Source organism: Alteromonas sp. G5_S2_22_S1, assembly GCF_054968525.1.
Genome location: NZ_JBQKUJ010000003.1, coordinates 341,752 through 366,720, shown reverse-complemented (window position 1 = coordinate 366,720; position 24,969 = coordinate 341,752). Strand labels below are relative to the sequence as shown.

The 24,969-nt window shown below is 42.7% G+C and carries 24 protein-coding genes; 16 read left to right on the top strand and 8 right to left on the bottom strand.

What is annotated here, in order from left to right:
* The 9 genes from ACTRWF_RS05985 to pseC all read left to right on the top strand — a co-directional run.
* A partial coding sequence (locus ACTRWF_RS05985) for a flagellin (RefSeq protein WP_462835240.1) occupies positions 1-145 on the top strand: 145 nt, incomplete at its 5' end.
* 1,239 nt (positions 146-1,384) lie between these two features.
* Positions 1,385-2,209 (top strand): flagellin N-terminal helical domain-containing protein, encoded by an 825-nt coding sequence (locus ACTRWF_RS05980; protein WP_015066447.1) that lies wholly within the window; start codon positions 1,385-1,387, stop codon positions 2,207-2,209.
* A 124-nt stretch (positions 2,210-2,333) separates the two neighbouring features.
* Positions 2,334-2,768: a flagellar protein FlaG gene (locus tag ACTRWF_RS05975; protein WP_015066448.1), complete on the top strand. Its 435-nt coding sequence runs from the start codon at positions 2,334-2,336 to the stop codon at positions 2,766-2,768.
* A gap of 11 nt (positions 2,769-2,779) precedes the next feature.
* Positions 2,780-4,210, top strand: a complete 1,431-nt coding sequence (gene fliD / locus ACTRWF_RS05970; protein ID WP_015066449.1) for a flagellar filament capping protein FliD — start codon at positions 2,780-2,782, stop codon at positions 4,208-4,210.
* Between the two features lie 22 nt (positions 4,211-4,232).
* Positions 4,233-4,661, top strand: coding sequence for a flagellar export chaperone FliS (fliS, locus tag ACTRWF_RS05965; RefSeq protein ID WP_015066450.1), 429 nt, complete (start codon positions 4,233-4,235; stop codon positions 4,659-4,661).
* On the top strand, positions 4,662-4,973 hold the full coding sequence (locus ACTRWF_RS05960; protein WP_015066451.1) for a hypothetical protein: 312 nt from the start codon (positions 4,662-4,664) through the stop codon (positions 4,971-4,973). It begins immediately after the preceding gene.
* 2 nt (positions 4,974-4,975) lie between these two features.
* Positions 4,976-8,308 (top strand): motility associated factor glycosyltransferase family protein, encoded by a 3,333-nt coding sequence (locus ACTRWF_RS05955; protein ID WP_015066452.1) that lies wholly within the window; start codon positions 4,976-4,978, stop codon positions 8,306-8,308.
* A gap of 118 nt (positions 8,309-8,426) precedes the next feature.
* On the top strand, positions 8,427-9,425 hold the full coding sequence (pseB, locus tag ACTRWF_RS05950; protein ID WP_015066453.1) for a UDP-N-acetylglucosamine 4,6-dehydratase (inverting): 999 nt from the start codon (positions 8,427-8,429) through the stop codon (positions 9,423-9,425).
* A complete protein-coding gene (gene pseC, locus ACTRWF_RS05945) occupies positions 9,426-10,595 on the top strand; it encodes a UDP-4-amino-4,6-dideoxy-N-acetyl-beta-L-altrosamine transaminase (protein ID WP_015066454.1) in 1,170 nt (389 codons plus the stop codon).
* A 42-nt stretch (positions 10,596-10,637) separates the two neighbouring features.
* On the opposite strand, the gene pseG is transcribed toward pseC, so the two are convergent.
* Entirely contained in the window at positions 10,638-11,702 is a 1,065-nt protein-coding gene (pseG, locus tag ACTRWF_RS05940) for a UDP-2,4-diacetamido-2,4,6-trideoxy-beta-L-altropyranose hydrolase (RefSeq protein ID WP_462835235.1), read from the bottom strand.
* A gap of 383 nt (positions 11,703-12,085) precedes the next feature.
* Here pseG and pseI point away from each other — a divergent pair, with 383 nt between their 5' ends.
* From pseI to ACTRWF_RS05905, 7 genes are read left to right on the top strand one after another with little or no spacing between them, the layout of a single operon-like run.
* A complete protein-coding gene (gene pseI / locus ACTRWF_RS05935) occupies positions 12,086-13,135 on the top strand; it encodes a pseudaminic acid synthase (protein ID WP_015066456.1) in 1,050 nt (349 codons plus the stop codon).
* Positions 13,135-13,707: a GNAT family N-acetyltransferase gene (locus ACTRWF_RS05930; protein WP_015066457.1), complete on the top strand. Its 573-nt coding sequence runs from the start codon at positions 13,135-13,137 to the stop codon at positions 13,705-13,707. Before pseI ends, ACTRWF_RS05930 begins: the two co-directional genes overlap by 1 nt.
* Before the next feature lies 1 nt (position 13,708).
* A complete protein-coding gene (locus ACTRWF_RS05925; RefSeq protein WP_015066458.1) occupies positions 13,709-13,963 on the top strand; it encodes a hypothetical protein in 255 nt (84 codons plus the stop codon).
* Entirely contained in the window at positions 13,960-14,706 is a 747-nt protein-coding gene (locus ACTRWF_RS05920; RefSeq protein WP_015066459.1) for an SDR family NAD(P)-dependent oxidoreductase, read from the top strand. The genes ACTRWF_RS05925 and ACTRWF_RS05920 overlap by 4 nt, the downstream gene beginning before the upstream one ends.
* Complete coding sequence (locus ACTRWF_RS05915) at positions 14,703-16,112, top strand: AMP-binding protein (RefSeq protein ID WP_015066460.1); 1,410 nt, start codon at positions 14,703-14,705, stop codon at positions 16,110-16,112. The genes ACTRWF_RS05920 and ACTRWF_RS05915 overlap by 4 nt, the downstream gene beginning before the upstream one ends.
* Positions 16,106-17,182: a LuxE/PaaK family acyltransferase gene (locus tag ACTRWF_RS05910; RefSeq protein ID WP_015066461.1), complete on the top strand. Its 1,077-nt coding sequence runs from the start codon at positions 16,106-16,108 to the stop codon at positions 17,180-17,182. Before ACTRWF_RS05915 ends, ACTRWF_RS05910 begins: the two co-directional genes overlap by 7 nt.
* Before the next feature lie 2 nt (positions 17,183-17,184).
* Complete coding sequence (locus ACTRWF_RS05905) at positions 17,185-18,375, top strand: acyl-CoA reductase (protein WP_015066462.1); 1,191 nt, start codon at positions 17,185-17,187, stop codon at positions 18,373-18,375.
* Positions 18,376-18,771: 396 nt separating this feature from the next.
* Here the strand turns inward: ACTRWF_RS05905 and ACTRWF_RS05900 are convergent, their stop codons facing one another.
* Genes ACTRWF_RS05900 through ACTRWF_RS05870 form a run of 7 tightly spaced genes read right to left on the bottom strand, consistent with a single transcriptional unit; the run spans position 18,772 to position 24,969 of the window.
* A complete protein-coding gene (locus ACTRWF_RS05900; RefSeq protein WP_015066463.1) occupies positions 18,772-19,563 on the bottom strand; it encodes a sulfotransferase domain-containing protein in 792 nt (263 codons plus the stop codon).
* The gene (locus ACTRWF_RS05895) at positions 19,563-20,525 is read right to left on the bottom strand and encodes a radical SAM/SPASM domain-containing protein (RefSeq protein ID WP_015066464.1); all 963 of its coding nucleotides are present in this window, start codon (positions 20,523-20,525) and stop codon (positions 19,563-19,565) included. Before ACTRWF_RS05895 ends, ACTRWF_RS05900 begins: the two co-directional genes overlap by 1 nt.
* Positions 20,501-21,439 (bottom strand): class I SAM-dependent methyltransferase, encoded by a 939-nt coding sequence (locus tag ACTRWF_RS05890; protein ID WP_015066465.1) that lies wholly within the window; start codon positions 21,437-21,439, stop codon positions 20,501-20,503. Before ACTRWF_RS05890 ends, ACTRWF_RS05895 begins: the two co-directional genes overlap by 25 nt.
* Positions 21,439-22,539 carry a sulfotransferase family protein gene (locus ACTRWF_RS05885; RefSeq protein ID WP_015066466.1) on the bottom strand — a complete coding sequence of 367 codons (1,101 nt, stop codon included), beginning with the start codon at positions 22,537-22,539 and terminating at the stop codon, positions 21,439-21,441. The genes ACTRWF_RS05890 and ACTRWF_RS05885 overlap by 1 nt, the downstream gene beginning before the upstream one ends.
* Complete coding sequence (locus ACTRWF_RS05880) at positions 22,536-23,801, bottom strand: glycosyltransferase family 2 protein (RefSeq protein WP_015066467.1); 1,266 nt, start codon at positions 23,799-23,801, stop codon at positions 22,536-22,538. The genes ACTRWF_RS05885 and ACTRWF_RS05880 overlap by 4 nt, the downstream gene beginning before the upstream one ends.
* On the bottom strand, positions 23,801-24,595 hold the full coding sequence (locus tag ACTRWF_RS05875) for a glycosyltransferase family 2 protein (protein ID WP_015066468.1): 795 nt from the start codon (positions 24,593-24,595) through the stop codon (positions 23,801-23,803). The genes ACTRWF_RS05880 and ACTRWF_RS05875 overlap by 1 nt, the downstream gene beginning before the upstream one ends.
* Positions 24,592-24,969, bottom strand: a complete 378-nt coding sequence (locus ACTRWF_RS05870; RefSeq protein WP_080597385.1) for a RapZ C-terminal domain-containing protein — start codon at positions 24,967-24,969, stop codon at positions 24,592-24,594. The genes ACTRWF_RS05875 and ACTRWF_RS05870 overlap by 4 nt, the downstream gene beginning before the upstream one ends.

The following is a 24,969-nucleotide window of genomic DNA, read 5'->3' as shown; positions in this document are numbered from 1 at the left end:
AGCGGCGCGTTCACAAATACGAGATACAGATTTTGCGACAGAGACAGCGAGTCTAACGCGTAACCAGATCATGCAGCAGGCAAGCACAACGGTGTTGGCGCAGGCGAACCAGCGACCACAGGCTGCGCTATCATTGTTAGGTTAACTCGGTAATTAGATTTGGCTATACAATCTCACTATTTGAAAATTTAGCTCTCCTAACTTGGGCTGAATATTGCCGAGATGAAATGTCTCGGCTTTTTTGTATCTATAGCTCAATTGCTTGCTGTCTTTTTAGTCGTTGCAAAGCTTAGACAAATGGGGTAGCACAAATCCACATTGAAGGCTGCTTACTACAGCTCATTATCTACTACGCACGTTCATGACGCGCTTTTCACAATTGAAGAAATCGCTTTAAACTGAGTATACGTGTTGACTATATCCCCATATTCCCAAAAGCGGCAATTAGAGAACTAGATTTGATTCAGCTAGCCTAGTATCTGCTCTATGGTATTCGATTCTTGCGAATAAGACTGGCTCTTTACCGATGTTATATTTGAGATGTTATCAGTAACATTGTTAGCGTGCTAAAGGGCTTCACCAATAACAACAATAGCGTAAATACAGCTCTCGGTTTCTCGATAAATTTGTAAAAGGTATCCGCGAATGAAAGTTTTTCGAAGGAGTTATCCTGGAAGCGCCGCAAGTTCAACAGCAGATAAACGTATCGCACCTAAGGGGGTGGCGTACTTAAATTATTATTGCTGTATTGAGAGTGGGCGTAAGTAATTATTTTTCCGTAAGGCGTCGTACCCGGATTGCCCAAGTGGACTTACTTTAAAAACAGATATCCTTTTAATCACGATGAATACTTATTGTAGTTTCTAGGCTTGCTTCCAGCGGCAGGTCTTTTTCACGCATTTTTGACGTTTCTTGATTGTTCAGTGTTTTTTTACCAATGCGTTATTCAGTTATAACCAGTTTAAGTCAACAAAATATAGCTCTTATTAAAGTTGTAGTCCATTTAGCGTTGCTCACCCTTGTCGCGCTCAGATGCTCCAATTTATGGTGTTGCTAAAGGCTAACTTTCATTGCCGCGCCACCTAAAATCTGTCACTAAACCCTAAAGCGACCATAGCAGCCAACGTAAGATAGCGTTTGTTGGCATTTTCTTATCTTGTGTCCAGTAGATTCAGTTAAAAAATTGCACTATTAAAACTACGTACTTTCAGTGCTTTAAAATTAAAAGTACGAATTTTAAAAAAAATCTAAAGATACTTAGGTTTCTGCCGATAAGTTAGTTGAGGGGTAATGTAACTAGTAATTATGTAGGTTGAGTGAGCTTACGAGTGTTACTTTTATAGAGCTGTAAATTTTAAAAATCTACAGATGGCAGGAGATAAAAATGTCTTTATTTGTAAATACCAATGTTTCGTCGTTAAATGCACAGCGTCAGTTATTCGACGTCAGCAACTCGTTAAATACGTCTTTTGAGCGCCTTTCATCAGGGTTTCGCATAAATAGTGCATCTGATGATGCAGCAGGTTTACAAATCAGCGAGCGAATGACTTCACAAGTGCAAGGTCTTAATCAAGCGGTTAGAAATGCCAATGATGCAATATCACTAACTCAGACGGCAGAAGGAGCGTTGGATGAGACTACAACAGCATTGCAACGTATTCGTACCTTAGCGGTACAGGCTCAAAACGGAATAAACAGCACTGAAGACCGGTCAGCTCTTTCGTCTGAAATAACAGCTTTAAAAAATGAAATATCTAGAATTGCATCTGAAACTCAGTTCGCTGGCTTGAGTATTTTGAAGGGGAACTTTTCGGCAGATTTTTTGGTTGGCGCCAACCAGGGGCAAACGGTAACCGTTGAAATTGGGGATGCTGCTAATTCTTTTGGCGCAACTGGACTTGGCGTGGCGGGTACAGTTGATACTGATGGCAATGCTGACACACTGTTAGGTCAAGTAGACGACGCGTTGTCGAAAATTGGTACAGTACGCTCTGATTTGGGGGCCTTGCAAAGTCGCTTCCAGTCTACAATACGTAATTTAACCAATATTTCAGAGAACTTATCGTCAGCGCGTTCACAAATCATGGATACTGATTTTGCTTCTGAGACCGCAAATTTAACGCGAAATCAGATAATGCAGCAGGCATCTATTTCAGTGTTAAGCCAAGCTAACCAAAGACCTCAAGCAGCACTTTCGCTACTCGGTTAGGAGTTTACTCTGTTTTAGCCTTTACTCTATTCGTTAAATCAGAATAAGTGCTATAATTTTAGTAAGAAAATGCGAGGTGTACTGGATAAGTTACTTCGCTTTTTTGTTTGTAAGGAGTAATAATGTGGAAATTCAAAACTCACTAGTTGTTCCAACGCTTACTGAACAAGAACGTAAGCTTTCTCCAGTTGAAACTGAGGGGGTAGTTGAGAAAGAATCAAAGTTTGCAAACGCTCGGGTCGAATCCTTTCCAAATAAAGGAGATAATTTTGTTAAAGAGGCAGTCGATACTGCCGATAATAAGAGTGTTGGAAGTGGGTTTGAGTTAGATGAAGCGGTGAAAAAAGTCGAGTCATTTTTAAATTCTCAAAATCGTGACCTTTCTTTCACTTTTGATAATGAGACGAAACGAACAATTGTTACAGTCAAAGAGTCAAGTTCAGGCGAGGTGATTCGGCAGATTCCTTCCGAAGAGGTATTAAAACTTGCCAGTCGAATTCAAGAGCTTCAGGAAGACGTTGTTAACAGTGTTGGAGTTTTTATTAACAGCGAAATTTAACGAGGTGCATCATGACAATTCAGTCTTTAGGCGTTGGTTCTGGGCTCGATTTAGACGGCTTAGTACAACAGTTGATAGCCGCTGAAAGGCAGCCAAAGGAGTCTCGTCTCAACGAAAAAGAAGAAAGAGTTGAGGCAGAAATCTCAGGTCTTGCTAAAGTAAAGTCAAAATTGTCTGGTTTTCAGGATATCGTTGATGAGCTTAAAAGTGACAAGGAAATTAATGGACGTGAACCCACTATAAAAAACCCCACCGATGATAATGATGTATTATCTGCTGAGGCAGCCAATTCTGCTTTGCGTGGTTCTTACGCTATTACGGTTTCACAGTTAGCCTCTGGGAGCAGGATAACAACCGAGGATGGCGCATTTACATCAAGTTCTGATGCGTTACTTTCTACAGGTACCGGTTCACTTACGTTTAGCGTAGGCGCGGATGATTCTTTTACAGTAAATATTGATAGTACAACAACTCTTGCTGATTTGAGGGAAATGATAAATGATAGTGAAGAGAACTTTGGCGTAACAGCTAATATCATCGAAACGGGCACTGGCGCAGGGCCAAAACTTGTAATTCAATCCGAGACTACAGGTGAAGGAAACGACCTAGTGATAACCAATGATTCTGGAAACACAGAGCTTGACCGTCTTTCTACTACAGGCGGAGCAACCAATATTAGCGCTAGCAATATTGAAGTTGCTAAAAATGCCATTGCTTTCGTTGATGGTATTGAAGTTCAAAGTGACAGTAATAAATTCGATAATACCATTCAAAACGTAAGTTTTACGGCAAAAGAAGTCTCACCGAAAGAAGCGGGTGAGAATTTTATCCCTTCAACACTAACCATTGGTTATGACAAAGAGGGGTTAAAGGAAAAAATTGAAAACTTCGTAGATAATTATAATAACTTGATTAAAGAGTTAGACGCGCAAACTAAGTATGGTGAGTCTGATTTGGAAGAGGATGGTGCCCTTGCTGGTGACTCATTAATAAGAAGTATCAAAGCAGGATTGGCAACAATCATTGGTGATAATGTCTCTACCTCTGCATTAGGCGGCCTCTTTAGTTTAGGCGTAGAATTAAATGAAGGTGGTGAATTGGAAATAAGTAGTACCGATTTTGGGTTAGGTTCAGGTGAAGACCGCTTAGAAAGCGCGCTGGAAGATAGTTTCGATGATATCGCAACCTTATTTACCGATGAAAATGAAGGTATAGCAGCGCGTTTGTCAGACTATCTAGAACAATATACATCTTCAAGTGGTTTAATAAGCTTACGTGAAAAAACTGCGAAAGACGACCGGGAAGAAGTGTATGATGATCGTGAAACGCTTGAGCTAAGAATGGTTAGTTTTGAACAAACATTACGAGACCGGTACTTAAACTTAGATCAGACAGTGGCGCAATTGAACCAAACCAGCTCTGCACTGTTAGCAGTTCTATAACATCAGATTCTTGGAGATAAAAGTGGCACTGAAAGGTATTAACGCTTATAAAAAAGGCAGCTTAAAGCAAGATGTTGCCAATGCAGACCCGCACAAATTAACACTTATGCTATATCAGGGAGCATTGGATAGAGTTGCCTATGCTAAGGGCGCGATGGCCCGAAATGATCACGTACAGAAGTCTGAGCATATAACAAGAGCAAGTTCAATTCTTATTCATTTAAGAGACACTCTTGATCTCGGCATTGGTGGAGAGATAAGCGAAAACTTATTCGCGCTTTACAACTACATGATAAACCTACTCACTGAAGCACATGTGCAAAACAACCAGGATGCGTTAGATGAGGTGTCTTCTTTACTCACGCCTATTCGCGATGCATGGCTAGAAATTCCAGCAGAAGCAAAAGAAGAAGCCTACAGAATGCAGCGTGAGAAGAAGCAAGCTTTGTAGATGCTAGACCGTCTCAATCATGCCTTTACACCGCCTTTTTTACGCAAGCTAAACGCTGATTTAGCAACTTATTTAGCCGTTGAAGAACGCAACGAATCAGAAGACAAACTGGTTCGACTCATGGCGTTAAGGCATAGACTCGTTGTTCGTGAATTGAAACGATTAACTGCCTCAACGTTACCCTCCTTTGCTAAAAATGAATTAAACGTAAATAAATACCTAGAAGAAGTTGTGCGAGACTTTCAATCCCAAGTGAAAAAGGAAATTGTTGGTTTTTCTCGAGCACAAAAAGCGGCGAAGAGTTATAAATAATAATGCTCAAAGATATAAGATATTTTATTGATGAAAATGTGGAGCGCCAAGAACAGTTAGAGTGTTCATGGGCTAATACAATCGAAGAAAATAGGCAGGCTAGCTTAAACGCGTTCAAGCAAACTATGCCGACCATCTATCACACGTTAAAAAGCGCAAACAATTGTCCAGAAAGTGTGTTTGTGAATAAAGATGGCGAATTAGATATTGTGGATACTAGCAACGGCAAGGCGCTTTACGGTTATGACGTCAATAGAAACATATCTGAGCATTTAAAGAAATTTGAAGCAAACCCTCTTACTGTTTCATTTAATTCATCGGGTCACACTGACTTTTTACCCAAAGATATCGAGGTATTAGTTGTATTTGGTATTGGCCTTGGCCCGCATCTATTATCACTTTTGCAAAATTACAAAATACGACACCTCGTTATTTACGAGCCCAATCTAGGTTATCTCAACTGCTCTTTGTCCTTTGGTATTTGGGGAAAAGTATTCAACCTCGCTACTCAGCAAAATACTGCAATATATTTGCAAACAGACATTAATGCAAAAATGGTTATGAAGGAACTTGGAGAGCTATATCAAGCTTACCCATTTGACAGAGTTTACGTTTATCAACACTACCATACCCCAGAATTTGACGATGCTGTCAGTGTTTTCTCCAAAAACACATTAAATAATTTGGGTATGATGGTTCGGGAGTCTTTTCCTCTTCGCTCTCACGAAGATTTTTTACCCCCATGGCCCCCTGTCACAGACCCCGAGCAGTGGTCATCTAATAATTTGAATCAACACGTATTCAAACAAAATATTGACACACTCCTCCGTTTTTTCCCCGATATTGCCAAAGAATTTGAACACTACGTGCCTTCCAAATGGAAGCCTTTAGCGAATGTTAAGGGTGAAGTAAATATATTTCATATTGCTAGCGGCTCTGCGTTATACGGAGAATCACCGTTAGCTGATGAAATGGCTGCATACAATGCATTTGTTAAAACGCCAACGAAAGAACGGCTAGCCTTAGGCTCCATTCAGGGTAAAACTAGCCAGTTTTCGCATCAAAAAATGGCAAGACGAATCGAAGGTATTTTCAAAGGTATTAAGGCATCAGACGAGGTGTTACCTGAGGAAATCGGAGCCTTGCTCCTATTTGGAATAGGAGCAGGTTATAAGTTAGAGAAGCTTTATAATTGTTTTAACGTGGACTGTTTCTTTGTATGCGAGCCTAATAGAGATTATTTTTTTGCATCACTCTATGCAATTGATTGGAAAGAAATTCTCACTAAAGCTAATATTGAGGACAGACGTATTTATCTAAATATAGGAGATGATGGTTCGAATCTAGCAAAGGACTTAACAGGCCAATTCAATGCTATCGGTACCCATGTTATCGAAGCGATGTATTTTTCTATAGGGTATGATAATCAACAATTAGTACCTGCTGCAAAGAAACTAAGAGAAGAACTACGAGGTATTGTCGCATTAGGCGAATATTTCGATTATTCGCGATACGGTGTCGCACATACTAAATGGGCAATAGAAAATAAGTTAAAATTTTACAGTAAGTTGAGTGATTTATCTGAACATGTCGAATTGTCTGAAGTGCCGGTATTTATTGTAGGAAATGGACCATCATTAGATAAGTTACTACCTGTGCTCAAAGAAGAGAGAGGGCGTGCGGTAGTAATTTCATGTGGAACAGCATTGCAGGTACTATACAAACATGGTATTTCTCCTGATTTTCACGCTGAAATTGAGAGTAATCGGGATACGTTTGATTGGGCAGTAAGGGTAGGAAGCTTTGACTTTCTAAAAAAAATTAACTTGTTAAGCTGTAACGGTGTTCATCCTGACACAATAAAACTTTTTAACGACGCTTTTCTTAGTTTCAAAGAAGGCGAAGCGTCTACAGTTACCATCAATGGCCTGGCCACGGAAAAAAAGTTTCCAGAACTAAAATTTGCGTACCCTACTGTATCCAACTTTGTGTTAAATTTCTCTTTAGAAGTAGGGTTTAAACAGCTTTATCTATTCGGTGTAGACCTAGGTTTCGTAGATGGAAACCACCATCACTCAAAAGACTCTGGTTATTATAAAAGCGACGGAACACAACTGTACGATTACCTTATACAAAGCAAATCATCCTTGGTAGTAAAAGGAAACTTCAGGCATTCAGTTCTAACTAAGTTTGAATTCAATATGGCGAGACAGATGATTGAAAAAGCGGTTGCCGCTTATCCCAAAGCATATGTCTATAATTTAAATGACGGTGCGGCCATAGAAGGATGTTTACCTTTAAAGCCTGAGTCTGTTCTGCTTTTGAGTTCGACGGAGAGTAAAAAGGATTTATTGCAATGGATTCTAGAGTCTGTGCATTCCTCTATCGACAGTGACAATTTCGGCTCAAAGTTCAAGCTTAAATTTGACCAGGCTCTTCTTATTCAAGATGTGGGTGAGTTTATAAAATTACTCGATCGAAAGGTATCGACGAAAAAGGATATTAGAATTCTCATAGGCCAACAAAGGGCGTTTCTTATTGAAAAATACCTGGAAGAGAAGTCTATCTTTTTTTATTACTTTAATGGCTCTATTAACTATATAAATAGTGTCCTAATCAAGATAACTTGTATCAAAGATGGCACCGTTTTGGAATCTGTCCTTGAGCAGGTATTGAGTCTTTGGCGAGATTTTTTGGATCAAGCACACTGCAGCCTATCTTCATACCCCGATGAGTTAGACATAATATCAAGCGCGCCGAGAGATAGACAAAATATCATTCTACGAGACTACTTTATTGACAATGGTGTCGAGCTAGTTAGTACCACGCTACATACTCAGGCTACATTGTTTAATGACTCAATGTGCGTCTATGAGAATAAGAACTTACCGAGTAGCCAATATCAATTAGAGTTCCTAAGTACCATCCGGGACATTGACTTACGTAATAAAAAATCAGAAAAAGTAGCGTTTATTTTATCTGACTTATCGCTGATAGATAAGCTTGAATATCAGAAAATTAATGATATCAATGGTGTTTTAGTGTTGCATCCAAATAAAAGTAATGACGAGCATATTAATGAGGTAGTTTTTTATACCGCTGTTTTGTCGCTAGTAAGTACTGATAAGATAAGTGTTGTCGTTCCGAAAAGTATAAATAAAGACTGGTTACGCAGAAGCTGTGACTTAATTCTTAATTTAAAAAACTCAATGTATGTAGCGTTCGAAACCCGAAGTATGATTGCATTTTGTACTTCAGACTTACAAGAGCATGAACTTACTAATGGAGCAGGGGATCGTTTTAGGTTTGCACCAGAATTCACTCGAAACGCATAGTTGATTAGCTAACTTATAATGTGTTGTGAGAAAAAACATTCTTGTTATTTCATGAAGTTTTTGTTTTATTGGAATTAGGGCGTCAAACTAAAAATGAATACCAAATAACAGGTCACTTATGTTTAACGGGAAATCAATACTAATCACGGGGGGTACTGGGTCATTTGGACACAAGTATACACAGATACTGCTGGAGAAATACAAGCCTAAACGCCTAATAATATATTCTCGTGACGAATTAAAACAGTTTGAAATGCAGCAGAAATTCAATGCGCCCTGTATGCGTTATTTCATTGGTGACGTAAGGGACATAGATCGTCTAACTCGTGCAATGAAGCATGTTGACTATGTGATCCATGCTGCAGCAATGAAACAGGTTCCAGCTGCAGAATATAATCCAACTGAGTGTATTCGAACAAATATAGACGGTGCTGAAAATGTGATAAATGCTGCGATTGATAATAATGTGGGGAAAGTCATCGCCTTATCCACAGACAAAGCGGCCAATCCCGTTAACCTTTATGGCGCGACGAAACTCGCGTCTGATAAACTTTTTATCGCCGCCAATAATATGGTGGGAAGCAAGTATCCCAGGTTTTCGGTAGTGCGATACGGTAATGTCGCCGGATCAAGAGGGTCCGTTGTTCCATTCTTCCAAAAGCTGCTAAATGAAGGTACCGATGCGATACCTATTACCCACCCAGAAATGACGCGATTTTGGATTACCTTGCAACAAGGGGTAGATTTCGTTTTGAAAAATTTTGAGCGTATGCAAGGAGGGGAGATTTTTGTTCCCAAAATACCCTCTGTTCGTATAGTCGATTTAGCAAAAGCGATAGCTCCGCATTTACCCACCAAAGTTATCGGTGTTAGACCCGGCGAAAAACTTCACGAGATGATGTGTCCCGGGGATATGGCTTTCCACACTTATGAGTTTGACGATCACTATGTTATTGCGCCTGCTATAAAGTTTTTCCAACGCAGCAATGATTTCACCAGTAATGCGCTTGATGAAAAAGGAAAACGTGTAGCAGATAATTTTGAATATGTATCGAATAACAACACGCACTTTTTAAATGTAGAGGAAATTATTTCCTTCAATGAGGATTTGCGCTAAGTGATCCCATACGGAAAGCACAGTATTGACGACGATGATATTGCTTCCGTTGTCTCTGTCCTCAAATCGGATTGGCTGACGCAGGGGCCATGGGTGCCACGTTTCGAGGATGCCCTAGCTAGCTTTTGTCACGTTCAATATGGTGTTGCGGTTAATAGCGCAACGTCAGCATTGCATATAGCATGTCTTGCATTGGGAGTTGGTGACAAAGATTTGGTGTGGACGTCCCCCAATTCCTTTGTGGCCTCGGCAAATTGTGCTCGGTTTTGTGGAGCAGATATTGATTTTGTTGATATCGAACAGGATACCGGCAATATGTGTATGGATGCTCTGCATGATAAGTTAGAAACCGCTTGCGCTGCCAAACAGTTACCTAAAGTCGTTATCCCTGTTCATTTTTCGGGGCAGCCATGCAACATGAAACGACTGCATAACTTGGCTGAAAAATACGGATTTAGTATCATAGAAGATGCGTCCCATGCCGTAGGGGCGAGATACAATGATAAAATGATTGGTAGTTGTCAGTATTCTGATATCTGTGTATTTAGTTTTCATCCAGTTAAAATTATCACCTCATTGGAAGGCGGTATGGCAATGACCAATAGCGTAGACTTGGCTAGGAGTATGCGCTTGGCTAGGAGCCATGGGGTGACGAGTCAAAAGGAATCAATGGACCGTGAAGCCGATGGGGCCTGGTATTACCAACAATTATCGTTGGGTTTCAATTACAGAATGAACGATGTTGAAGCAGCGATAGGGCTTAGTCAGCTTGGTAAACTTCCGCGTTTTATTCGAGGGCGCAACACAGTCGCATGTCTTTACGATGCTCATTTTAAAGGGGTCTGCAGTGTTAAACCTTTAGTTGTGGCAGAGGGGTGTTACAGCAGCTATCATTTATACGTAGTACGTATACCGGGGTTGACGTTGGCGCTAAAATCAAAACTCGTTGAGGAAATGAGGGCGCAAGGTGTTTATGTTCACGTGCATTATATACCCATTCATACGCAGCCATATTACCGTCGTCTGGGGTTCAGTCATGGCGACTTTCCAAATGCCGAATGTTACTATCACCACGCACTCACGCTACCTATTTTCCCCTCGATGACTAATTACGAAGTGGAGCATGTGGTGACAACATTGTTACGCACCATGAGCAGACTAGGCGTATAACCGTCCTACGTAAAGTATAAATAAAAGTATATAACTAAATTTTTAACGTGTACTCGTTAATTGAAATGTGCTTATTATTTCATCACACACCTTTGGTGTGCCTTTATCCAAAGGAATAATCGTTTTGGCACTATTACTCATTTTAGATAGACGGTGGGGTAAGCGTAATAAATCCGCCATCCGCCCAGCGAGTTGTTCAATCCCCACCTCATCGAAGTGCCCTATATAATCACACACGTTTTTATCTGCTAAATATTGAGAAGTTTCTCTTTGGTTGTCTGCAACACTGATGATTATGGCGGGGAGCCCTATTACGCACCGTTCCCAGTGCATACTTCCTCCAGCACCTATCATTAGCGTAGCTGTTTGCATTAAGTGAGACATATTTCTGCTATTGATATGAAGTTGAACCTTATGAATGGTCTTACTATTGATACGCTGTATTTGTTCGCTAATTTCGTTCCGAGCTTTATGGTTATCGTTTATCACCACATTTGCTTCAATACAATTATCGTCCAGCAATCGTAATGCATTAAGGGCAAACATTGTCATATTGTGGGGATCGCTTCCACCAAAGCAGATTAGTATTTGACGAAGAGCTTTACATTGTACTTGTGATAAAGCGTAAAACTCCTCTCTAAGAAGTGCGTAGCTTGGCCCTAATAGCAAGCGACAACTCTCGTTTACTAACTCGTTGTAGCGATTTTTATAGTTTTCTAGAAAGTTAGTATCAAGCAATAAATGGCAGTCATGCATACGATTCGCTAAATCATCAATAACCATAACTTTGAGGTTACGATTGGTAAGTGTTTGCTCGAATACCCTGTCCAATTGATAGTGGTCAACGATCCAGACATCAGCCTTGATATGGTCAACAGAGCTATCGACAGTATCAACAACACTGTGTAAGAAGCCATTCTGGCGATACAAGTTAACCAGCAGCTGAGCGGATTTTGTACTGACGAAGTGAAAATCGGCTTTCATTCCTAGTTGTTTCAGCCGTTGTTTAAGCCCTAGGGCCAAAGTTACGCATCGCATTCCATGCCCTGCGCCTATTGTCTCTGAAGCATCAACACGAAATGCGATGTGCAATGACCTTGATACCATTGACGTAATCGTCCTTATATTCCTATGTTCTATAGAAAGTGTAACACAGCGGATAGCGAGCATACCCACTTAGCAATATTCAAAAAACGCAGCAATGAAAAAATTGAACAACAAATGGGTGAATTTACACTATTAAGGTAATTGATAGTATTCGGTGGCAATATACGGATAGTTTGGCTGATATGGCTTACTGGGAGCTAAAGTTTCCACACTAATATACCGATAAAGATAATGTGAATTAGCAGATAAAAGACGCACTCTGCAAACAAATGAAGAGTTTTTTTGCATACGGTAAGTCTTTAAAAGTAAGATACCGGCAAAACTATAACAAAGCAGTGGCGAATCGTTAATACGGCATTGCGCAATTAAATGGTATTCGTTTTATGAAAGAAGTAAAACTCGGACATCGGTTAGTAGGCGCCTCTCACCCTCCTTTTGTTATCGCTGAGTTATCAGGCAATCATGGGCAGTCATATGATAAGGCTATCGAACTCGTTGATTTGGCCGCTGATTCGGGTGCCCATGCAATAAAGCTCCAAACTTATACACCAGATACGATCACCCTCAATATTCATGAAGGCGAGTTTTTTATTAGTGATCCCAATAGTCTATGGAAAGGGATTTCTTTGTATAGTTTATATGCTAAAGCAATGACTCCATGGGAATGGCATAAAGACATTTTTGAACACGCAAAAAGCAAAGGTTTAATTGCGTTTAGTTCTCCTTTTGATCTTACAGCCGTAGAGTTTTTAGAGTCGTTAGATGTACCTTGTTACAAAATAGCTTCGTTTGAAAATACAGATCATGGGTTGCTGGAAGCCGTGGCAAAAACGGGCAAGCCTGTGATTTTATCTACGGGTATGGCTAGTCAATCTGAGCTCGCCGAGTCGGTGGAAGTACTACGAAAGAATGGCTGCTCCGAGTTGGTATTATTAAAATGTACTAGCAATTACCCGGCCCGTCCGTTAGATGCCAATATACGCACCATCCCTCATTTGGCTGAGTTGTTTAATTGCCCAGCTGGACTTTCTGATCATACCGAAGGTATAGGAGTAGCAGTGGCATCGGTAGCCTTGGGGGCAAGTGTTATCGAGAAACACTTTGTTTCAAATAGGAGCGAAGGCGGCGTTGACGCAGAATTCTCGCTTGAGCCATTCGAATTGAAAATGTTAGTGGATGAGGCCCGGCGTGCATACGACGCTTTAGGGGAGGTTTTTTATGGCTGCACAGATAAAGAAATAGTGTCAAGAAAGGATAGACGGTCGCTGTACATTTCGAAAGATATTAAAGCCGGAGAAATCTTAACAAAAGAAAATTTGAGGTCGGTAAGACCTGGGCTAGGGTTACCTACCAAATATCTACCGTTGTTACTCGGCAGAAAAATATTGAAAGATGTTAAAGCGGGCACGGCAATGTGTTGGGAACTGGTATAGTGAAAAAGTTGCAGACAATGTGGCACCAGGAAACAATCAATGCGTTTAACGTTGTGTTAAAACCGGTGACGATTGACGACCTTGAATTATTAAGGGAATGGAGAAATAGACCTGATATACGTCAGTATATGTTTGAACAAAATGAAATTTCTTCAGTACAGCAGCGACACTGGTTTTCAAAAGTCAGTGTCGATAAAACACAATTGCAATTCGTAATCTGCTACAAAGAAAAACGAATTGGTGCTTGCAACCTAAAAAGCTCGAATTCGGTTGCGATTGACGCATGTATAAGCGCTGAGTCAGGAATGTATATAGCAGATAACAAGTATCGCGGTACCATACTCGCTTTTTTCGCGGCCCTCGCATTAAATGAGTTTGCCTTCTTAAGCCTTTCTTTACGCGCCATTGTTGCAAAGGTGAAGAGCAGCAATGTAGGCGCATTGCGTTTTAATGAGCAACTAGGTTATGTCACTGATAGTCACCAGTCGAGTGAAAATGTGGTCTGTTTGACGTTAAACGCTGATGCGCATCAGCGAGCAGTTAAAAACTTTGCAAGATTTATTAGGAATTAAGATGAGTATTGAACCCACAAATAACGAGAAACTGATTTCATCATTCGCTGTTTCATTAGCGATCCCCGAATCGCGAGTAGGTGAAGGCCTCGCGTACAATACGATTAAAGAATGGGATTCAACGGCACATATGTTATTGATTGCAGAGCTTGAGAATACATTCAATGTGATGTTGGATACTGATGATATTATTGACTTAAGTTCGGTGGCTAAAGCGAAAGAGATATTAGCTAAGCATGGAATAACGTTTGAATGAATACCGATACACCCATCACTCTTATCACAGGCGCGAGTAGGGGGATTGGCCGCGCATGTGCACTAATGCTTGCTGAGCAAGGCCATGAATTAATACTCGTAGCAAGAGATGACAATAGATTACGTGAGCTTAACGAGGATTGTAAAAGAGTGGGGGCGAAAGCGCACTACTTTGTTGCCGATCTCAGCGACAGTCATGCGGTTGTTGAGCTTTTCAAACACATACAAAGGGTACTCGACAACAGGCCCCTGTCAAACCTTATTCACTGTGCCGGGCAAATGCGGGACGCAATGCTAAGCATGACACGTGTAGATGATATAGAGAGCCTATTGGCCGTCAACGTAGTCTCATCTATACAAGTTTGCCAACTCGCGAGTCGATTGATGATGCGCCATAAAACAGGTCATCTTTTGTTAGTTTCATCTAAAGTCGCCGAATATGGCTCCGCCGGCCAGTCCGTATATGCGGCCACCAAGGGCGCTATCCCCTCGTTTGTAAAATCGCTGTCAAAAGAACTTGGGCCACTCGGTATTAGGGTTAATGCGATTTCTCCAGGGTTTATCGAAACTGATCTTACGGCTCACTATACGCAAGAACAAAAACAGCAATTGAAAGAAAGCATTAGCTTACGACGTTTGGGGCAGGCGGAAGATGTAGCTTCTGTCGCTAAATTCTTATGTTCAAAAGAGGCTGCTTATGTAACGGGACATATAATGTCGGTCGACGGTGGATTAAGCTTGTGACTGATGCAGCTCGGCCTTACACCTTTGTACATCGACTAGATCGATTTGGTGAACACCCAGCCTATTACTTACCGAGCGGTGAGGTTATAAATTACGCTTATTTAGAAAAACTTGTTGAGAAAAAAGAAAAGCGGCTTGTTGAAACTATTCCCGCGGGCTCATTAGGTGCATTGTCGTTTAGTACTACACTAGATAATGTCGTCACATATATCGCAGCGTTACGTTTAGGAAGAACACTGCTATTGATGTCTCCTGGGCTATCTGACGAAGGCACGACTAGGCTCATAGAAAAACTGAAGATTGCGACCTTGATAAACGCAGATGGCACTGTGGTAGAAACAGGCTATACCCAAAATGTACGCAGGGATTGCGCGTTAATGTTAAGCACTTCTGGCAGCTCAGGTTCACCTAAGTCAGTTATGCTAACATTAGATAATTTACACGCAAATGCCCACGCTATCTCTCAGTATTTACCTATTGTAAATGAAGATAGAGCCATTACCTCACTACCACTTTTTTATTCATATGGCTTGTCTATATTAAATAGCCACTTGTATAAGGGAGCGTCAGTTTTACTCACCGAAGCGCCGATTCTAAGTAAACTGTTTTGGAATCAGTTTAGTAAGTTTGCAATAAGTAGTTTATCTGGTGTCCCTTTTCACTATCAACTTTTTCGTAAGTTGCGTTTAGAACGGCAGGCATACCCGCACCTTCGTTATTTAACCCAGGCGGGCGGAAAGCTAACACCAGAACAGGCTGATTATGTGAACACTCTGTCAAACCAGTTCAATATACCTGCATTTCTCATGTATGGGCAAACCGAAGCAACGGCACGTATTGCTTATTTACCGCCGCACCTACTTAATACCTTCTCTGATTGTATTGGGCGTGCCATCCCAGAGGGTGAATTGCTTCTCCGTGATTTAGACACTAAGAATAAAATTACCGACCCTTATGTAGCAGGTGAACTGTGCTATCGCGGACCAAATGTGATGCTAGGGTATGCAAGTTGTGTGAGAGATTTAACCCTGAATGAGCGCGTGAGTGAACTCAGAACGGGGGATATTGCAGAGCAATTGCCGAATGGTTTATTCCGTATTGTCGGTCGGTTGAGTAGAATGATAAAGATTCAAGGCCAACGGTTACAACTAGATGACATTGAAGAAATTTTATGCAAATTTAACGTGTCATCATGCTGTTGTGGAAGTGATGATTTACTGATAGTTAGTTACGTGGGTGGGGACGATAATACCCCAGAGCAGATAACGAGTTATCTTAGGGAGTCTTTAGCTATTCATCCTTCATTTATTAAAGTTGTCAAACTTGACTCAATCCCGCTACTGGCAAATGGCAAAGTAAATTATCAAAGCCTGTTTCTAGCTGTTAAAGAGTCATTATCATGTTGATCGACCAAGCCCCATATGAGTTAACGGTAGCGAAGAAAGCGCCTTTGCTATTAGCTGAACTAAATAGTTCAACTGCCCATCACCGTAAATTCTGTAGCGAATATGAATCTGTTGTGGCTGCTCAATGGCCTAACTATGCGGTGGCGAACCAACTAGCAGCAGTACCTTATCTCGCGGTTAGTCTTTTTAAGCATCTCTCGTTAAAGTCGATTCCAGACAGTGAAGTGTTTAAAACTCTTTACTCCAGCGGTACGACAGGGAATCCGTCAAAAATTACCTTAGACAGGGAGACGGCCGGACTCCAATCTAAGACGCTAGTAAAAATTATGCAGCATTGGTTGGGAAAAGAGCGCAGACCGATGTTAATTATAGATAAGCCCTCAATATTAGATGCACGCAATAGTTTTTCGGCCCGCGCAGCCGGGATTAAAGGTCTGTCATTTATGGGGCGAAATCATTGCAACGCGCTAAATGAAGACATGAGTGTAAATATTGATGCAGTGCAGCAGTTTTGTTCCGAGTTTGCGGCTAAACCAGTACTTGTGTTTGGTTTCACTTTTATGGTTTGGCAATATTTCGTCGAGCAGCTGAAACAATCTAAACAGCGAATATCGCTACCCAACGCTATTTTACTCCATAGCGGGGGATGGAAAAAACTTGAAGATCGCGCTGTTAGTAATGCGACGTTCAAACAAACCGTGTTGGAATACACAGATATTCCAAAGGTCCATAATTTTTACGGATTGGTAGAGCAAGTTGGGTCAATTTTTGTGGAGTGTGAACAAGGGCATCTACATTGTTCGAGTTATTCGGATGTATTAGTGAGAGATGCTGAAACCTGGCGCCCATTGCCACTAGGTAGAGAAGGTATTTTGCAGCTGATGTCAGTTTTGCCTAAGAGTTACCCAGGACACAGCCTACTAACAGAGGATAGAGCGGTTATTTTGGGGGAAGACGATTGCCCTTGTGGTAGAAAAGGGAAGTATTTCGAAATTAAAGGGCGGCTACCTAAGGTTGAGATGAGAGGTTGTAGCGATACTTTCAGGCCAACAGTTAGGGGGCAAAGCTGACGATGGCATGGACCCGATTAAATCCACCGAGCGTAGAAGCAAAGTTATTTTCAAGCTTTTCAGAACAGGACATAGCGTACTGCGATACGCTATCAGATCTTATTCTTAAAGAACCCAAAGTAAGAGAACTTCCAGATTTAATTGCCTTAGGTTTCTGGCTAAGAAAATCTAATCTATATAATATACTCAAACCCTATCAACACACAGGCTCGCTTAGACAGCCCCTCGGCATGCTTTACCACAGTGCCCCTGCAAACGTAGACAGCCTGTTTGTCTATTCGGGGATCCTTAGCCTATTGTGCGGAAATAAAAATGTAATTCGCTTGTCTCGCCGTGGCGGCAAAAGTTCAGATATTCTGATTGAAAAAATTTGTCAGCTTGCCGCTGATTTTCCAGAGCAAAATGCGCGGTTTCAATTAATTCAGTGTGACTATGACAGCAGTGAGCTAATTGCATTAATAAATAGTGTCGAAGGTAGGGTGTTATGGGGTTCAGATGAGGCGATTATTGCGCAAAGAGAAATTCCCATGCCCGCCCACGCAAGAGAGATGTGTTTCGGTAATAAATTTTCGCTGTGCCTGCTCGATGCGAAAACGATAATGGCTGAGTCTGAAGCTGAATTTGAAGAGTTCGTTCAATTGTTTTACAAGGATCAAACGACCTTTTCGCAACAAGGATGCTCGTCAGCAAAGGCCATTGTGTGGCTGGGAAGTAAAGAGCAAATAGGCGATGCTAAAAAGCGTTTTTGGCCTGCACTTATAGAGTTAGTTCGGCGAAAGCAGCCATTTTCTGATAGTGAGCACTATCAAGCGCTTTTGGCTGCACAGCAAATTGCAGCAAGTGTAGGAAATGCGTTCGAGCTTATCCAAGAACGAGGCATAACTCGTTTGGGTGTGTCATCTATAAGCCATTTTTGTACTGATGCCCACAAGGGGAGCGGCTTATTTCTAGAACTGAGTTTAGCCTCGTTAGCGCAACTGAATCCGATGCTAAAACCCGCCAATCAGACACTCTCTGTATGGGGAGTGGACCCTAAGTTATTACACGAATGGTTAACCACAGTTCAAACAGGGGTTGATAGAGTCGTGCCTGTTGGTGAAGCTTTGACCTTTAGTACAAATTGGGATGGCGTTGATCTCATCGATCAATTCAGTAGAAAAGTCAACTTACACAAGAGTTTCTCTGCGGAATAACGCTGCGCTAAAGAAGTTGCGAAAACAATCGATTAGTGGTTGTCTAGGAGTAAACTTTATAAATTCGTATGCGGCTCTTGAGGCCACACGCACCGAGTAGATAAAATAATTATCAGTATTTAGAAATGCCGTTGAGCTTGTGTTAGCAAGCAACTTTTCAAGTTAAAAAAGTTCAAAAATTCATGTGAAGCAAAAGATACTTGTGAAAATGACGCGATTAGTTTTACTATCATAATACCAAAGTTCTTTGTTGCGTTTACATACTTTAACATTCAGTGAAGAGGGAAATATGCTCTAGATTAACTACTGAGCTTAATGCAACTACTGTCAAGCGGAACGGTGCTAGTGTCATAAAGGTAGTCAATTAGTAAATAAACGTAGAGTCTGCAATAGAAATTATCCCTCCCAAAGCGCAGGATCAAAATCGTTGCACAAACTCAACAAAGCTCTACCACATCGGCGTAAATCTCTTTCGACGTGCGCGGGAAGGGTAAGCTCTGAAAAATCGTTGTTACCGGCAGCGTTTATACGCTTAGAGAGTGAAGGGGGCTCAAAGCTATCCTGCTCCAGAAATGTCAGTGTTTTATCCAACTGGCGCTGCGTTGCTGTCTGGTTAGCTTCGTACTGCAACACCAGCAAATTATCGCCTTCTTTTTCCATTAACCAGCGCAGCTTGTCAGGGTAATTCATTATCTGTGTGTACAATGACGGTAATAAATCATACAGCCAATACATCTGTCTGGATTCTTCGTCATCGTGAAGCATTTTACTCGCCCGGTTGCGCATAATTTGAGAAACCCAGGATTTAAGACAACTGACAGGTTCCCTGAAAGCAACCAGCTTTTTCGCATTTGGGTAGGACTCGATTACCCTCTCAAGGGCAAACGGATGACTAAAATAAAGCGTAGACCACTCCCCTACCAACGCATCTGTAGCGCTTCCAAAACCGGTTTCATAGTGGGCAAGTGCTGCGTTATTCTCATCATTATCCCACGGATGGCAGAAATAACAGGTCTCTTTAACCCGAAAATCATTGTCTTTGATCTTTGGATGCTCAACGAGCAACTGATACCACCAACTGGTACCCGCTTTAGGCGTACCTAAACCAATAAAGTCAGGCTTACCACTTTTCTCCGGACAACCGCTTTTTAAGTGCTTACGGTCAAGCATTTGAGGGGAATATCGCATCAATTTCCGCCCTGAATCCGAATGGTACCATCCCAAAAATTACTATCTGTACAGGTTTTACATGGCTCAATATCATTACCACAACCCGTTCGCTTACTTAGCTTTTCAGCACGGTCTGAATAATAGATATCGGCCAGACTGTCTTGCATAATATTGCCCATCGACAGGTCCATATTCACATCCAGATTACAAGGAGAGACATTTCCCTGCCAATCCAACTGACACATTTTCAAGTCCCAAACATTGCAAGTGCCGGACCCAATCGTTGGGTCCTCAATTTTTCCGCCATAGGACAACACAGGCTTAACAATCAATTCATCCTTAGGACCCAGGAATGGTTTCCAGTAATCAATAAAACGGGTTGACTGGCCTTTGTTGTACTGGCTTTCCACAAACACCAAACGCGTTGGCCTGTGATCAGGCTTGTTAAACCACAGATGCATTTTTTCATGAATAGCACCAAGGCGGTTTGTTTTTAGCGAATTACCTTGCAGGTCTTTCACTTTTCCAGGGCGAGCAATGTCAAATACTTCATCATCAATAGCATCGATACTTAAGCGGATTTGATCGAATTTTGCTTCGATCCAAGCATCCATAATGCTCTCATCCATCAGAGACATGTTGGTATTGGTCACCAGCAAAAAGTGCTTTCGCTTTGCCAGCACCTTAAGAAATTGTTTATAACGAGGGTGCAGCGTTTGCTCACCAAAGAAATTCAGCTCAACCGTTTTGGCAACCCGTTCGCACTCTTCCACTATGCGGTGGAATACGGTATTCGATATATTGCCTATAGCACGGTCATACTTGGCACCCGCCGGTTGCGGTAGTTTTTTGTAGCGGTAAGCCTGAGGGCAAATCGGGCACCGAAAATTGCAGGCATTGGTAAACTCCAAGCCAACGATAAGGCGCTTGTCTGCCGTTAAAAAAGGAGACTGTGCTAGCGGTTCGACGATCTGTAACATAAGAAAGCCCTGCCTGTTGCTGAATATGCACGATATTCACTCACACTAAATTCCGGATGATTTGCCTGCCATTCTGCCAAAGCACGCTTCTCTCCTTTATTGGGATCGCCCCACATAGAGTCGTAATCATCGAACAACAAAATGCATCCCTCGGCCAGGTGTGGTGTTACGTACTCAAGTACGTGCAGCGCGGCAGGATAAACATCACAGTCAACGTGAACCACCGCTAATGACGTTTGTATTACGTCATTTAACCGGCCGCCACTGAGGTCCTTATCAAAATCACAAGGAACAGAATGCAAACGCTCCGGCATCACGCCACAAAGCCGCATGTTAAGCTCAAAGGTTTGCTGATTCGCGTAATAATCCCCAGTCTGGTAATAAAGCTCTTCTCCCTCTGCTTTTTCCAGAATGCCCTGAAAGGAATCGAAAGCATAATAGTCTTCAACTACTCCGTTGAGTAATTGCCACGCTAGGCTGCATGTTCTGCCATCAAACACGCCAAACTCAGCGTAGCCAAGTTTCGACCCTGCCAGTGCTTTCTGTCCTTGAAGATAAGCAGCGCAAATCTGAAACATCCCCGCGTAAGAAATTCCTTGCTGCGATACATTAGGGCGTTCGAAAAATACGTCCCGGGCATTACCGAATACGACGGGAATATGCAGGTCTTTAAATGCATTCAGCGCTTTACTGGTTGCCAGAGCGGCTTGTAAATTAGATTCAAAAACAATAATCAGAGACGGTTTTTGCTCGTCCATGTTGATGCCATCGAGCATGAGCTGACGAATACCAGGATTTTCATGAAGTGCATTTTCCCGCATTATCTTTGCGGCAAATTCAGCGGCTTCATGTGTAGAAGAAACAACCCAGACTGAGTCGTAGCCTGCCCGGCAGTAGCGTGTCAGTGCACCCATTACTGTACTCCAAAATCAAAAATCTGAGCGTCCGTGATTGTCCGGCTTGCAAGTAAAGTCCGTTTAATTTCAGCGGCATGCTGAAAGCTTGCAATAACAAACATGCCACTTTGATATTCATTAATACGGTCGGGACCGCATACCGGTGTCCCCAGTATTACACCTTGCTCTGTAGCATAGGTATCCATTACCACAGTCACCTTCACATCCGCGTTCTGCAGAATGGTAAGCAAATACTCGCCAAAATCCCCCTGTCCATATACCACGACAGGACATTTCTGAGCCTGTACTTCACGGCAGACTTTTAACAAAGCGGGAAGTTTAGCCGATACTTTTTTCGCCAGAACCTGTGGTCCAAATCCCAGATAACGGCGGCTATCGAAGGGGTTCGGCGCAAGCTCGCGTCGAGACGCATCAACGCCATGTCTGTTGCTGTAACCAAACTCGTCGTTCATTTGACTGAAAGTAGATTGCAGCCAGTTCACTTCATCCTCTGCCAGTGTCGCAATGCGCTTTGCCACATTGCCTACCACACCCTGACTCAGGTTTTCCGCAAAACTGGCATTAGACTCCGACACGTAGGCAATATCGTCTACACTGCTTTTGGCTTCCAGCATGGCGGCATTAAACTCAATGGGTAACGCTTCACAGGCTTTATTGAGCGCAGCTTCGGGATTTGCAACAAAATCCTCAAAGCACATTACCGGCCAACCGTGCTGTTTGAATTGCAACCAATCTTTTAGGAAACGGCTGAAGCGCAACATAAGCGGCGGATCTTCTGCAGTTACCCCGTTTAACCCATACCATTTGTGCTTCAATGACGCCCAGGCGTCGAAAGGATTACGTACGATCAACAAAGGGTAAACCTCGTAGCCTTGTTGTTCGTACACGGCAGCGACCTCTTCCCAGCGAAATGCGATGGTAGTCATTTTTACCCATACCACTGGCGCCGACACGCGCGCCAGATTCATCTCGATGCGATCTGACGCCATATCCAGAATGCCGTCGAGTTCCGGGTGCTTCAAAAACGCGTGAGACACGACCGTTGTGCCACCGCTTTGTAATCCTGTCGCCAAAATAAGGGGTTGTCGTTGTGTCAAAATATTCTCTTTGTCTCTACGTTCATTGCAGCTAGCTGCGCAGCAATGTCTGAAAAGGCCTGATGTGCTGCTATTAGTATCGGCCAATCCTCGGAAAAGTTAATATCATCAGGGGAAACGATAGACAGGCCGCTTAACCTCTCTCCGGCGCGATTGCTATCGATGACCGTAACTGACATTGAAAGCTGCAAAACAGCAATGGCTTGTTCAGCGAGTGCATTGGCTCCCCATATCGCTACACGCTTACACTCGAGTTCGCCTGCATATTGCGCTAATTTGGATAAGCGTTGTAGCAATACAGCTGACGTATACGGCTGCGCTCGCCAATCGAAAATTTCCTGAATAACCGGCTGACTTTTACCGGTTGGGCCTGGCGCAGAACCCAAAACGTCAATTATTTTGCCGGGCAATGAAGAAATACAGTAGGCCCACTCGGCAGCAGATACCTCAGTCTCTGCCCGCCAGACCATGAGTTTTTGCAGAACGGATGGGATGTTATCCGGATAACTAACTTCAAAATCCTGGTAATGACGAGCAAAAAACACCACAGCATGCATCAAACGTTGAGGTGAAGGCTGAGTCAACTGCAGAAAAAAGCGCAGCCAGACATACAGACGGCTCAAGCACATATTGTGTTGATGTGTAGACATGGAACCCGGCAGTTTTTCGTAAGTACATACAGGAATATGCTGAGTTAAAAACCGTCCCTCGTGTAAAGCTATACGCATCATCATGTCGTAATCTTCATGGCCTTTCCTCAGTACTTCCTCAGTACTAAAGCCGCCGAGTTTTTTTAACGTCTCAGTCCGAAACGCAAAGCTGTGAATTGGACCGATATGGCACTGAAGGAGCGCGGCGACAGGATCGCCCAATAGAGGAAAGACGGTGGATTGGCGACCTTGCTGATGCAACACAAATGCAGAAGTGAGGACATCAGCACGAACCTCTGACACCAGCGTTGAAGGCATATCCAGCGCATTGGCGTGCAACACATCGTCGCTGTCTAAAAAAATCACCCAGTCGCTGGAAACCCGTTTTAACCCTTCGTTGCGGGCGGCAGCCAGGCCCTGATTCGGGGTTCTGACAACAGTGAGATTCAGGCCGCTACTGACAGACGTTACATCAACGGGTACATCAGATCCGTCGTCAATAACCACCACCTGCGATGGGGGGATCGAAAGATCGTGTAGCGATTGAATGGCCTTTGTCACCACCTCGTTATGATTAAAACAAGGTATAACAATCGCTACACTAGCGGGCATTACAGCGCTCCGGCCCAATATGTCCGGTGTTTGGAGTAGGTATTGTGTTCAATGTCATGGTGTTTAGTGGCCACATCCCAGAACTCGGTATCCCAGTTTTCACCATATTGCTCTACAAAATAATTGTAGGCAAAGCGTTTGGCGTTGATCTGGTATTGTTCACGGGAAATGGTCTTGGTATTTTTGGCGCCGTAAGTCGTGCCCCCAAGATGCAAATAATCCAGGCCATCGTAATAGGCCATAAACCAATCATCGCGGTACAGTTTATAACTGTATTCGTGAATGGCACCCCAACAATATTTAAACGTATGGTTGAAGAAGCCGTATTTTTGCACCACTTCGCCACGCATGAATAAAAACAGGTAATCCGACGTGGTTACCGGTCTCAGTCCACTGCCCTTCGGGCGTGCTCCGGGGTAATCAGAGTCTTTCTCGGCCGGCGACATACAGCCCAAACGAGGGTTCGTCTCCATCACATCAATCATTTCAGCCAGAAAATCGGTTTTGTCGTTTACGTAAACATCGTTCATGCAGAACAGATAGTAATCGTAGGTTTTCTGCATGTTCAGGTAGTTCAGGCCAACGTTATGACCAAAACACTTACCTTTAAAATCGTCGTCCGTGTAGCTTACAGTAGGGTAAGGAGACAGGTTTTGCGCGTCGGTGCCACATTCAACCACCAGAATCTCTTTATTCGGGTAGCTGTCCTGTTCGAAGTGCTTTACGCTGCGCTCTACCAAATCGGGGCGGTTACGCGACACGATAATGATAGCAATACTGGGTTGCTGGCTCATTGCTTCCACTCCCGGTGAATTACATCAACATGCATGCCTTTGGCTCGCATAACACCTGCAATATGCTCAACGATAATGGCAGAACGGTGGCGGCCAGCGTTACAGCCAAACGCAATACGCGCGTCGTCATCCAGAGTAACAATCACGTCCAGCATAGGCAGTAAAGTTTTAACAAAGTCGTTCACCTTGGGCTGACTCAGTACAAAGTCCACCATGGCGTTGTCGGGCTGATCGAACAAGCTCCACTGGCTTTCACGCGCCGGGTTTTTGGCAAAGCTCACATCGAAATAATAGTTAGCATTCGGGCTGCCGTATTTAAAGCCAAAGCTAATTAGCGTTAACTTTTGCATAGGTTTTTGCGTATTTTGCATCAT